Here is a 12747-nt window from a genome sequence, read left to right as displayed (position 1 = left end):
ATGGCAGCTAAAAAAGCTCAAATGATGCCTACATTTGCTTATGATGGGGTTGATCGTAAAGGGATCAAGGTTAAAGGGGAATTACCTTCACGCAATATGGCACTTGCCAAAGTTACCTTACGAAAACAAGGCATCACCATTAAAACCATTCGAGAAAAAAAGAAAAATATTCTTGAAGGTTTAATGAAAAAAGGCATTTCCACTTTAGATATCACCATTTTCACACGACAACTCGCCACAATGATGAAAGCGGGTGTGCCATTGGTACAAAGCTTTGAAATCGTTGCAGAAGGACTAGAAAATCCCTCTATGCGCGAAATTGTACTGGGGATTAAAGGCGAGGTCGAAGGGGGAAATACCTTTGCTGGGGCATTAAGAAAATATCCACGTTATTTTGACAACTTATTTTGTTCATTAGTAGAATCTGGCGAACAATCCGGTGCCTTAGAAACCATGCTTGATCGAGTGGCAATCTATAAAGAAAAAAGTGAATTACTCAAGCAAAAAATTAAAAAAGCCATGAAATATCCAATTTCAGTGATTGTGGTTGCTCTTATTGTGACGATTATTTTAATGGTCAAAGTGGTACCCGTCTTTCAGGATTTATTTAGCTCTTTTGGTGCAGACCTCCCCGCATTTACGCAGATGGTGGTGAATATGTCCAATTGGATGCAAAAATATTGGTTTATTCTAATCCTATTTATTGGTGTTGTAATTACTGCTTTTTTAGAAGCAAAAAAACGCAGTAAAAAATTCCAAAATTTTCTAGATCGGACAGTACTTAAGCTGCCTATTTTTGGCGATCTGGTTTATAAAGCCATCATTGCACGGTATAGCCGTACACTTGCCACAACTTTTGCCGCAGGGGTCCCTTTAATTGAAGCTTTAGAATCCACAGCAGGTGCGACCAATAATGTGGTTTATGAACAAGCTGTAATGAAAATCCGAGAAGATGTTGCCACTGGACAACAACTTAATTTTGCTATGCGTGTCACCAATAAATTTCCTTCTATGGCCATTCAAATGGTGGCGATTGGAGAGGAATCTGGTGCATTGGATGCGATGTTAGATAAAGTTGCAACGCATTTTGAAAATGAAGTCGACAATGCTGTAGATGGCTTAACCTCAATGATGGAACCATTAATTATGGCTGTTTTAGGCGTACTTGTGGGTGGTCTAGTGATTGCGATGTATCTGCCTATTTTCCAAATGGGTTCTGTGGTTGGCGGATAATGATGAATATGCTCCATGATTTTTTAAATTTTCTGATTCAATCACCAATCGCACTCTATCTGACTGTTGGTGTTTTAGGGCTATGTGTTGGTAGCTTTTTAAATGTAGTCATTTACCGTACTCCCAAGATGATGGAAAAAGAATGGCGACAGGAATGGCATGCAGAATGCCAATTACTGGCAGGCTCACAACAGATTGTGATTGATGAAGAAAAACTCAGTCTCAGTCAACCAGCCTCCACCTGTCCCCAATGTAAAACCCCAATTCGTTGGTATCAAAATATCCCCATCATCAGTTGGTTGGCTTTACGAGGTAAATGTGCTTCGTGTCAAAACCCGATTAGTATTCGTTATCCATTTGTTGAGCTTTTAACTGCAGTGTGTTCATTAACAGTGGTTGCTGTTTATGGCCCCACTTTAGAAATGGTTTTTGGTGTACTACTGACTTGGGTGCTGATCACGCTTACTTTTATTGATTTTGACACTCAGTTACTTCCAGACCGCTTTACCTTAAACTTGGCTGCAATGGGTTTAGGTATTAACTCATATCATCTTTATACAACACCAAGTGCTGCAATTTGGGGTTATATTATTGGCTTCCTGTGTCTTTGGATTGTCTACTATCTATTTAAAATAGTGACAGGTAAAGAAGGCATGGGCTATGGTGACTTTAAGCTGCTTGCTGCACTTGGCGCTTGGATGGGGCCCTTGATGTTACCGTTAATTATCCTACTGTCTTCTGTAGTGGGTGCGATCATTGGTATTATTTTACTTAAGATTCGTAAAGAAAATGTCCCTTTTGCCTTTGGTCCTTATATTGCAATTGCAGGATGGATTGCGTTTTTATGGGGTGAGCAAATTATGAAAGTATATTTGGGTCAATAATTTCAACACAGTATTAGGAATGCGCAATGACGTTTATCTTGGGTTTAACAGGTGGAATTGGTAGCGGTAAATCCGCAGCAAGTCAGTGGTTTGAAACCCAAGGGATTACAGTTGTTGATGCTGATATTGTTGCAAGAGAAATTGTTGAAAAAGGACAGCCCGCGCTTCAACAAATTAAAGACGTTTTTGGGGATTGGGTACTATTAAGCAATGGTGAACTTGATCGTCGTGCATTGAGAGAACATATTTTTAAAGACCCATTAGCACGACAACAACTTGAATCAATTACCCATCCTGCGATTCGTGCTGAGATTATTCAACAATTACAAGCAGCAACCAGTCCTTATGTAATTTTGGTTTCTCCCCTGCTTTTTGAGACCAACCAACATGAACTCACCCAGCGCGCTCTACTGATTGATGCCAGTGAAGACATGCAAATCTTACGCGCTTCGCAACGAGATGGCCAATCCATCGAACAGATTCAGAAAATTATTGCGGCACAGATGCCGCGTAACAAAAAGCAAAAATTAGCAGATGATATTGTGCTCAATGATGGGCATATTGATCATCTATACGCAAAATTAGAGTCTTTACATCAACAGTATCTAAAACAGGCACAGCAGTAAATTGTGTGCCTCATTACTTTAAAATAGGTTTCTATCAATCAATTTTGTATCGATTTAACCTGTTTGATCTATTTCTTCTCGTCCAACTGCTTTTGCAAACTGTCTTTATGTGTAAACCAACGCCACGGTTGTAAAGCACCAATGCCCATACCAATCAAACCGCACAGCATTGCAAGGCTTATCGGTTCATTTAACAAGGGTACGGCGATAATTGCGGCAATAAAGGGTGCAAGTGTGACGATACTGCCTGTTTTAAAAGCACCTAATCGTTTAATTGCTTCGACATAAGCCAAAGTCGCAATGATCACCACAAAAATACCGTGAAACAACGTTTGCATGACCAAATGTGGCGTAGACACTTGATCTAAATGTTTAGGCAAAAACAACAAATAAATTGGAACATAAACGATCGCCGACCAAATCGCAACACCTGCCATGGCGTGCCATGCGGAAAGTTGCCATTGACGCAGTAATACAGTAAAAGTCCCCCACCAAATTGCACTGATAAAAAACAGTAAATCACCAATACCAAAAGCAACGCCTGTTTCGCTATACATCAAAAAACTCATCACAGAAATCGCAGAGAGCATGATGATTAAACTGATCCATATATGTTTATCAAATGGTTGGCGATACAGTAAAAAACCAGCTAAAGCTGTACACAATGGAATACAACCATTTAAAAAAATGGCAGCATGTGCCGCAGGGACAAAGTGAAACGCGCTATATGACGTCAAACAATAGGCAACACCGCCAATCATCGCCAAAATAAAGGGTTGTTTGTTAAATAGGAAAGCCGTGTCTTTTTTATAGATTAAAATCGGCATCAGAATACAAAATGCCAAAGAAAAGCGTAATGCTGTGATATCCCATGGACTGATATGCCAAATTGCATTCAGTCTTGAGGTAATCGTAAAACCTCCCCAAATACACATTGTAATGGCGACATACATGTAGCCTTGGGTACGGGAGGTCATCATGTTGCTTCTCTAATCTTACCGATATAATTTAAATTAAATCATTCACTTTGTTGACGTTGACGGCATGCCTCATACAACGCCATACCAGTAGCCACACTTACATTTAAACTTTGTAAGTTTCCAGCCATCGGAATAAATACAGTTTGATCACATTGCGATTGGGTGATTGGACGTAACCCAGTATCCTCCGCACCCATCACCACACATACTGGTGTTCCTGTAAAATCAAACTTCTGAATAGGCAACGCCTTTTCATCGAGCATAGTGCCGACCACACGAACATTATAATTTTCTTTGATTTGTCCAAGCGTACGCGCCAAATTGGTGACTTGAATAAACTTCACCTTTTCAGCCCCACCTGCCGCAACTTTACGTGCAGTCGGGGTTAATGTTGCTGCACGGTCACGCGGAACAATCACCGCTTCTACACCCATAGCTGCCGCTGTACGGATACATGCGCCCAGATTATGCGGATCCGTGATATGGTCTAAAGCCAACAATAAAGGTTGTTGGGTTGATTCTAAAAGCTGATCTAAATCTTTTTCATTTAATACAGGATGTGGGCGAACAGCTGCGACCACGCCTTGGTGAAAAGGTTGACCTGCCAACTTTTCCAAGCTATCACGACTTGCTTTTTGGACACTGATTCCAAAAGGCTCTGCAAGTTGGAGAATGCGCTGTAAACGCTGATCATCACGACCTTTTAAGGTAAATAAGGTTAAAACACGTTCAGGTTCTAACTCCAATAATGACTCCACTGAATGAACGCCATAATAATATTCGGACTTCGCCATGAACAACCTCATTAACAACATGATGATAGAAATGAAAAATCCTGCAAAGCCAACTTTACAGGATTCTATTTGATGCTTTAGTCTAACCGATTTCGCTTAAAAATTCTTTGCCTAATTTAAAAACAACAGCGTAGGTCTACTTTAAGCAAAGCTTTTTTAATTAGCCTTCTAAATGGCAAACGTAGTCTAAAACGTCATCCGTTTCAATTTTAAAACGACTATTACCAGGCACATAGAATGACTGACCTGCGCGGAACAACTCACTTTCTTCACTGTCTGCGATTTTAACGCGACATTCACCAGAAATAATTTCCATGCGTTCAGGCACATGTGTTTCAAATGTTAAAGCTTCTTCTGTTGGAAGAATAACCCCTAAAGTCTTTTTGGTTCCGTCTTCAAACTGCACAGTGTGGCTAATACATAAACCGCCAAAATATACATTAGATTTTTTAACTACTGATACATGATCATACTGAGCTGACATGCGTATTCTCCAGATAATGCGCATTTATAAAAATTATGTTCGATGTAGTTTAATGTTGCTCCGCAAACTAATCAATCTATGTTTTTAAGGTTAAGCTATTTCTATTTTTGCTCTGCTTTATCAGTCCGCTTAGATCAAAGCTTAAGCTTCTCTAACAATAAAGACCCAAAACCACAATACTTGTCACCAAGAATACCAATCCTGTGGATGAACAATTTATTTCCTACTTAGAGTGAAGAAATGTCTTGTTTCAATATTGGCTAATAAAAGATGCAGATCAATAGATTCAAATGTCTATTGCATAAAATCAGTCATAAAAAATATAGATATTTGCTTCATTTTTTATCTAATTCAATAGGATTTATCTATTTTGATGTTTTTACTGGCAACTTAAGCAAAGGAAATTACATTTTCATATTAAAATTATTTAGAATGCTTAAAATTACTTCGTATTAGAATACGTTCTGACTTGTGACCACAACAAAACTTCACTATCTTAGAACTTCACCGTTCGCAGCTTGGATGCGTTTATGCTGACACACTTAAATCTGATTAATTTTGCTTTAGCCGATAACCTTGCTATTGATATCGAGCAAGGGTTCAACGTGCTTACAGGTGAAACAGGTGCGGGTAAATCATTATTATTAGATGCGTTGTCAGCCTGTTTAGGTGAACGTACCGATACCAATTATGTGCGTTATGGTGCTGAAAAAGCCGATATTACCGCCGTTTTTAGCTATCAAGCACAGAGTCCTGAAGCAAATTGGCTCAACACCCATGAATTAGATGATGAATCTGGTGAAATTCATTTAAGACGGGTGATCTTTGCAACAGGTCGCAGCAAAGCATGGATCAATGGTCGTCCCAGCAGCCTCGCTGAATTAAAAGAACTTGGCCGCCTTTTGGTGCAACTATACAGCCAACATAGCCAACAACAACTGCTTGAACCGCCCTACCCGAAGCATTGGTTAGATCGGTATAGTAATTTTTATCAGCCAGCCCAAGATGTGCGTGATGCGTACAGCACTTGGCAAAAAAATATTCGTACACACCAAGCAGCGATTGATGCACAAGCTAATCGCCTGCAACGTATTGACACTTTAAAATTACAACTTGAAGAACTCGAAGATGTCATTCGTATTGATTATAAAGAAATCGAACAAGAATTTGATCGTTTAAGTCACCATGAACACATCATGCAAGACTGTGGCTATAGCTTAAATGTTCTTGATGAATCTGAACAAAATATTACTCAAGAAATTTCTTCAATTATTCGACGTTTAGAATCGCATGCTGGACGAAGTGAACTGCTGTCTGAAATTTACAATTCATTGATCAACGCACAAAGTGAAATTGATGACGCAACGGCAAATTTACGTCAGTTTATAGACCGTCAAAGTTTTGATCCTGAACGTATGGATGAGTTAAATACACAACTCGAAGTCTTTCATCGCTTGGCACGTAAATACCGTATTCAACCCGATGAACTCAAACAACAATATGAAACATGGCAAAATGAATTAGAGCAACTACATCAACTTGAAGATCCTGAAACCCTCGCTGAGCAAGTTGAACAATCTCATCAAGTGTTTGTTGAGAAAGCACAACATTTAGATCAGATTCGTCGTAATGCCGCTGAACCTTTAGCCAAGCAACTGACTGAGCAAGTCAAACAACTGGCGCTACCAGAAGCGCATTTTGAATTTAAATTTGAACCATTGGAACAGGCTTCTGCGGAAGGTTTAAGCTTTATTCAATTACTCTTTACTGCCAATAAAGGGATTCCACCTCAACCGCTGGCACGTGTTGCTTCTGGTGGTGAACTGTCACGTATTGCATTGGTCATGCAAGTGATGAATGCCGAAAAAACCGAAGCAGAAGTTTTAGTGTTTGATGAAATTGATGTCGGAATCAGTGGTGGTACCGCTGAAATTGTCGGACGTTTATTGGCAGGCTTGGGGCAACACGTTCAAATTTTATGTATTACTCACCAAGCTCAGGTTGCGGCCCAGTCCGATCAACACCTATTGGTGAAAAAGCTGCAAACAGATCCTGCAAGTAGTACCATCGTTGCACTAGAAGAAGAGCAACTTATTTTAGAATTGGCTCGTATGACAGGTGGTATTGAAATTGGTGAAACCACCTTGCAACATGCAAAACAATTAAGACAATTGAAATTTCAGCCGTCTTAATACCTCAATCTAGTGTATAAAAAAGAATACCCATATAAAAAACCAGTCAGCACGCGACTGGTTTTTTATTCCTATTTTGGAATAGAAGCACTTTCATATATTCACTCGCCCTATTGTCTTCGCTTTTATAAAGATGCACATTTTTATTTGGACACCATTTTGTTTATATTTTAAACATATTAATGAAAAACTTGGGCTGTTTTTGCAGGCTTTTAAAATATTCACAACCTATTGATATTAATTGTGCTATTTATATAGGTATAGATTTTATTTGAACAATTAAAATTATTTAAGCGGATTGAAAAGGAGTTGCATATCGGTGCCTAAACAATATCTTTCTCATCGCTGCTTGATTGCACCACCTGATCTTGCTGATGATTTCTTTGCCAATACGGTAATCTATCTTGCCCGTCATGATGAAGATGGTGCGCAAGGTATTATTATCAATCGACCTTCAGGTATTCAAGTCAAAGAACTTTTGAATGACTTAGAAATTGAAGCAGATAATGTGCATCCGCATGAAGTCTTACAAGGTGGTCCATTACGCCCAGAAGCGGGTTTTGTGATCCATACAGGACAACCAACCTGGCACTCTTCGATTGCCGTAGGTGAAAACCTGTGTATTACCACCAGCAAAGATATTTTAGATGCGATTGCACACAATGAAGGTGTAGGTCGTTATCAAATTGCATTGGGCTATGCCAGCTGGACTAAAAATCAACTTGAAGATGAAATTACCCGTGGCGATTGGTTGATTTGTGATTCAGACATGGATTTGGTGTTTAATTTGCCTTATACCGACCGTTGGGATGCGGCTTATCGTAAAATAGGGATTGATCGTACTTGGTTATCTTCTGAGATTGGACATGCCTGATTTAAATTCCCCACAACTGATTATTGCATTTGATTTTGGTACACAAAAAACGGGAATGGCTGTAGGCTCCTCCATCATTGAAAGTGCAACACCGCTTGCACTTTTTCCAATGAAAGATGGTATCCCCAATTGGGATGAATTGCTTAAGATCATCAAACAGCATCAACCGAATTTATTTCTGGTCGGCTTACCATTAAATATGGATGATTCCGAGTCAGAATTATCCACACGCGCACGCAAATTTGCACGACGTTTACGTCATCAAACCAATATTGAAACCCTAATGGTCGATGAGCGCTTAACCACACGTGAAGCACGAGATGAACTCGATCATTACCACGCGCAAGGGCGAGCAAAGAAATTAGCAGCGGATAGTATTGCAGCGGCTTTATTTATTGAAAGTTGGTATCGAAACCCAGAAGGCATTACCCCTTAAACTGAGCATTAAAAATGTCAAAAACCTATGTCATCTATGGTGTAAGCAAAGGCTTGGGGCAAGCTATTTTACACGCAGTACCTCAAACACAAGATCTGGTTTATGGTATTTCACGTTCTCAGCCACAGTGCGACCTTGCTCATTTCAAATGGATCTCTGCTGATTTATCAAAACCTGAACATGCTCGGGATTTAGTTAAAAATCAAATTCAAAATCAGCCTATAGATTATCTGATTTATAATGTCGGAATCTGGGAAACAAAAGCCTTCCAAGCAGATTATGACTTTGAACAATGCACTGACATTGAAATATCAAATTTGATTTATACTAATATTCAATCCTGTATTTTGGCAATTCAATCCTTGATTGAGAATCTTAGACTGTCCCCAAATGCAAAAATTATCTTGATTGGTTCTACGTGGGGACTAGATAATCATAACGGCAAAGAAGTGGTCTTTTCAGCCAGCAAATTTGCCCTCAGAGGCATTGTCCACTCCCTCCGAGAAAGTTTACGCAAAGACCAGATTGGAGTAAGCATATTAAATCTAGGCTACTTGGCCACTGAGTTTGATCTGGATACATCTGTAGATGAAGTTTTACAACAGAGTGGTCATGAGTTAATTCCCTTACAAGACGTTATTCTTGCCATCAAGTTTATCTTATCGACCAGTCAAGCCAGCTGTGTTAAGGAAATTAATATGCCCGCTATGGCAGACCTAAATCTATAAAAAAACCCATTTTTCAATGGGCTTCAAGATCAAAGTTTAATGATGGATGCTGGTTATTTTTTTGCTTGTTCTAAAATATGTACCGTCACGGTACGCCCTGCGACAAAGGCCAATGAATCATGGGGAACTTCATCTAAAATAATTTTCACAGGTACCCGCTGAGCCAAACGTACCCAGCTGAATGTTGGATTTACATTGGCCAATAAGCCTGACGAAGTGGTCCGTTCACGATCCTCAATCCCAGACGCAATCCCTTGAACATGGCCTTTATATTTCAAAGAATCGCCCATGAGTTGTACTGTTGCAGGATCACCTAGATGTATTTTATTGAGTTTGGTTTCTTCAAAATATCCCACAACATAGAGCTGTTTACGATCAAGTAAAGCGGCAACAGCTTGCCCAACTTTGACATAATTCCCTGCGCGCAAATCAAAATTTGATAATGTTCCATCTGCAGGTGCAATCACTTCTGAACGTTGCATATTCAATTGAGCCAAATGCACACTACTGGTTGCTGCCTCAATCAAAGCTTTTTGTTGTTTGATATTGGCTTCTGCTTGTTGTACCGCAGCTTGCAATTGCTGATGCTCTGCATGGGACTGATCTCGTGTAGCAAACATTTGATCTTGTTCTTGTTTAGAGATCGCGCCATTCATCAGGTCTGCATATCGGCGTGCATTTTTATCTGCAAGATTGATATTGGCTTTTGACTTCACAATATTGGCTTTTGCCTCAGCAAGCCCCGCTTCAGCTTCAGCCAGTCCTGACTGGGCTTTTGCAAGATCTGATTTTGCTTGTTCCACGTCTAAAGTTTGGCGTGCTAAATCAATTTTAAAAAGCACCTGCCCTTTTTTCACGGTTTGGTTATCTTGAACCATCACCTCTGTGACTAAACCAGCAATATCAGAAGACACTTGAATAACATCGCCACGGACACGCCCATCACGTGTCCAAGGTTCTGCATTGTAGTAATTCCAGATATGCAGCGCACAAAATATCGCAATAATCACCACGATACCCAATGATATCGGCCGGATTGCCTTACGTATGTCAAACGTATTCATTTCAATTTTCCAATCATTAAACTTAAAAATAAATCAGCTCTATTGCAGCGGCTAAGTCGTCATCTGAATAAATACCCAATGAATCGACCATAATAAAATCAAATAGATACAGATATTAAAAATTCCAGGTAATGCAATCCATTCTTTTTCAACCAAGCGATCTGTACCAATACACACCACTTTCCAGATGATGAATACCAGAATTGCTTGAATTAAAAATATTGGGACATAAACACCATAAATGTTGAGCTCACCCATATTTATGCTCCCACTAGAACAGTTGAAGGTTGCGCATCAACCAGATGAATATGGCAAATACTATTGCGAATATTATTCACAGAAATTTCTATACGCTGTCGGATATCTTGATCACCTACCGCTTGCGCATCTTGCAAGACTTGATCAAATTGCTGAATCAATGCTTGTCGTAAGTTATCATCAGGCTGAGTTACTGCTTTTTCGTTTAGCCACTGGTTAAGTAAGCGTTGTAATTTAACAATTGCACTGGTCGTCGTAGATTCAGGCGACAATTTTTGGACCAGCTCCTGCAAACGAGTTAAATCAATTGCGGCACTCGACTCAATCAAAGCATTATTAATTTCGATTTTGAGCTGTTCTGACTGAATCAATTTGGTATTTAACACGCCAATACGATCAAGCATACTGCGTAAATGAATTCTAAAGCCCGTTCCATAAGACATCGCAATACTTTCCCGCATAGCTTTATAGTGTAAAGCCAACATCCGTTTTACTGTCATTTCAGGGGACATTGAACGTACCATTTGCATAATACAAACCGTGATAATCGGCCCAATCACGGTTGCAATCGAAGCATCAAAAAAGGTGATCTGATCCATCAAATAACGGTTTTGCAGATTTAACCCCATAATCGTACTCATAATCAGCGGTAAACCCAGTGCATGCAAAGGCGGATGTAAATACAACATCACACAGAACATAATAAAGGGGGCTAATACAACGGCTAACTCCCAAAATGCGGTGATATGCGGAAAAATCCCATATGCATAAATAAAAACCAAAATAGCGGCATAAATACTGGAGCGGATAAATATTTTTAGCGCAGGTACAGGGTCATCTAAAAAGGTCAAAATACATGCTGTAATTGCGGCCATTTCTGCCACCATAAAGCCCATTTTCCAGCCACTTAAAATCCAAAATGCACAGGCAATGTTGGTGGTTAAAAATGCCGATATCCCGCCACGTACCGCAACGCCATAATCACGATGTAAACTGGGATAGGTTGTGGTTAAAGGTACAATGGACTCAGGTAAGCTATGATTACCTTGCTGCATGCATTGCCAAATAAACTTCACTGCACGAACATTTTGAATAAAATGGCGAATATCCATTTTTAGACTGCCCAAAATCACCTGTTGTTTAGCAGTTGCATGTTCAGTGATAGTTTGAAATTCTTGGTCAAAATGTTCAGGTAAGTGCTTAAGCTCATCTTCAAGAATGGCATTCTCACCTTCTAAAAAATCATCAATCTTTTGATGAAACTCAAGCAGATACGGACGATAAGTTAAATCAATTTGATCCAGTTGCTTGATCCGTTCTGACATTGCGACCAAGTTAGCCACTAACATCGTCACTTGATGTAGCAACTCTTGGAGTGGCTTGGTCATGCCCTTAAATTTTGAAGTTTCATAACTTAAATGCACAGCCATACTATGAATATCTGTTGTATCACGCGTGATATTGGTCAATAGCTGAGTATAATTATCTGTATGTGCCGGATCAGACAAAATTGAGTCAAAAGCCTGTTTGGTGTCTTGCATGGTTTTAGTGACACGGAGTTCGACCACAGGCCCAATATGCATAGGAAATATAGTGGCCGAGACCACAGCACTACACACCACACCCAACGAGATTTCTAAGAAACGACCCACTGCCATGTCAAAAATGGACACCGTCTCGATATAATAAATCGAGTTAAAACAAATAATCACTGCGGTATAACCCGCTAACATCACCACATAACTGCGTGGTGATCGGTCGATTAAAGACAGATATAGACAGATCCCCACCCAAGTTGCCAGTACAAAGGTAAATAACCAAGGGGTATTAACCAAATGAGGCATCACTGCGATAGCAAAAATTGCTCCGATCAAGGTTCCTAAAATTCGATAGATACTTTTTGATGCCATCATGCCCGAATAAGGATTGGCAATTACAAAGACTGTACCAATCGCCCAAATCGGATAGCTCAGGTTGAGCTCAAATGCGATATAGAGTGCCAGCATTCCTGCAATGAAAGTTTTGCTCGCAAAAATCCAATCGAGTTTATTGGGTCTAAAAGCCAATAAGGGTTTGATCAGTAACATGCAAGCAACTCACTATAAATTCAATTTCATTGATTTTCTCTGTCATCTCTAGCTCTCTAAGATCTAGCAAGCTGATATTCACCACTTTTATGAGGCTTTGTTGTACA

Annotated in this window: 13 protein-coding genes; 7 read left to right on the top strand and 6 right to left on the bottom strand. The window is 39.6% G+C overall.

The window, feature by feature from the left end; all coding sequences use genetic code 11:
• The 3 genes from ACZ5QH_RS01580 to coaE are packed head-to-tail and all read left to right on the top strand — an operon-like array spanning position 1 to position 2743.
• Positions 1-1233, top strand: a complete 1233-nt coding sequence (locus ACZ5QH_RS01580) for a type II secretion system F family protein (RefSeq protein WP_303577773.1) — start codon at positions 1-3, stop codon at positions 1231-1233.
• Positions 1234-1235: 2 nt separating this feature from the next.
• Positions 1236-2117 (top strand): prepilin peptidase, encoded by an 882-nt coding sequence (locus tag ACZ5QH_RS01575; protein ID WP_303577774.1) that lies wholly within the window; start codon positions 1236-1238, stop codon positions 2115-2117.
• Between the two features lie 26 nt (positions 2118-2143).
• Positions 2144-2743 (top strand): dephospho-CoA kinase, encoded by a 600-nt coding sequence (gene coaE, locus ACZ5QH_RS01570; protein ID WP_303577775.1) that lies wholly within the window; start codon positions 2144-2146, stop codon positions 2741-2743.
• A 68-nt stretch (positions 2744-2811) separates the two neighbouring features.
• Here coaE and ACZ5QH_RS01565 read toward each other — a convergent pair whose 3' ends face one another.
• The 3 genes from ACZ5QH_RS01565 to ppnP form a co-directional block, all read right to left on the bottom strand.
• Complete coding sequence (locus ACZ5QH_RS01565; protein WP_303577776.1) at positions 2812-3723, bottom strand: DMT family transporter; 912 nt, start codon at positions 3721-3723, stop codon at positions 2812-2814.
• A gap of 38 nt (positions 3724-3761) precedes the next feature.
• Positions 3762-4517: a 23S rRNA (guanosine(2251)-2'-O)-methyltransferase RlmB gene (gene rlmB / locus ACZ5QH_RS01560; RefSeq protein ID WP_004818598.1), complete on the bottom strand. Its 756-nt coding sequence runs from the start codon at positions 4515-4517 to the stop codon at positions 3762-3764.
• Between the two features lie 160 nt (positions 4518-4677).
• The gene (gene ppnP / locus ACZ5QH_RS01555) at positions 4678-5001 is read right to left on the bottom strand and encodes a pyrimidine/purine nucleoside phosphorylase (protein ID WP_004718357.1); all 324 of its coding nucleotides are present in this window, start codon (positions 4999-5001) and stop codon (positions 4678-4680) included.
• 530 nt (positions 5002-5531) lie between these two features.
• Between ppnP and recN the strand changes: the two genes are divergently transcribed.
• The 4 genes from recN to ACZ5QH_RS01535 all read left to right on the top strand — a co-directional run bounded on the left by recN (position 5532) and on the right by ACZ5QH_RS01535 (position 9231).
• Complete coding sequence (gene recN, locus ACZ5QH_RS01550; protein ID WP_034613600.1) at positions 5532-7193, top strand: DNA repair protein RecN; 1662 nt, start codon at positions 5532-5534, stop codon at positions 7191-7193.
• 319 nt (positions 7194-7512) lie between these two features.
• On the top strand, positions 7513-8067 hold the full coding sequence (locus tag ACZ5QH_RS01545) for a YqgE/AlgH family protein (protein ID WP_004718361.1): 555 nt from the start codon (positions 7513-7515) through the stop codon (positions 8065-8067).
• A complete protein-coding gene (gene ruvX, locus ACZ5QH_RS01540; protein WP_004818593.1) occupies positions 8060-8503 on the top strand; it encodes a Holliday junction resolvase RuvX in 444 nt (147 codons plus the stop codon). Before ACZ5QH_RS01545 ends, ruvX begins: the two co-directional genes overlap by 8 nt.
• Positions 8504-8517: 14 nt before the next feature.
• Positions 8518-9231, top strand: coding sequence for an SDR family NAD(P)-dependent oxidoreductase (locus ACZ5QH_RS01535; protein ID WP_303577777.1), 714 nt, complete (start codon positions 8518-8520; stop codon positions 9229-9231).
• 53 nt (positions 9232-9284) lie between these two features.
• Here the strand turns inward: ACZ5QH_RS01535 and ACZ5QH_RS01530 are convergent, their stop codons facing one another.
• Genes ACZ5QH_RS01530 through ACZ5QH_RS01520 form a run of 3 tightly spaced genes read right to left on the bottom strand, consistent with a single transcriptional unit; the run spans position 9285 to position 12640 of the window.
• Entirely contained in the window at positions 9285-10295 is a 1011-nt protein-coding gene (locus ACZ5QH_RS01530; RefSeq protein ID WP_004818589.1) for an HlyD family secretion protein, read from the bottom strand.
• A gap of 51 nt (positions 10296-10346) precedes the next feature.
• Positions 10347-10553, bottom strand: coding sequence for a DUF1656 domain-containing protein (locus ACZ5QH_RS01525; protein ID WP_303577778.1), 207 nt, complete (start codon positions 10551-10553; stop codon positions 10347-10349).
• Positions 10554-10555: 2 nt separating this feature from the next.
• On the bottom strand, positions 10556-12640 hold the full coding sequence (locus ACZ5QH_RS01520; RefSeq protein WP_303577779.1) for an FUSC family protein: 2085 nt from the start codon (positions 12638-12640) through the stop codon (positions 10556-10558).
• Positions 12641-12747 lie beyond the last annotated feature (107 nt).

This window comes from Acinetobacter sp. Ac8 (genome assembly GCF_055392545.1).
The sequence above is the reverse complement of the archived record's forward strand: the minus strand, read 5'-3'. Positions and strand labels throughout refer to the sequence as shown.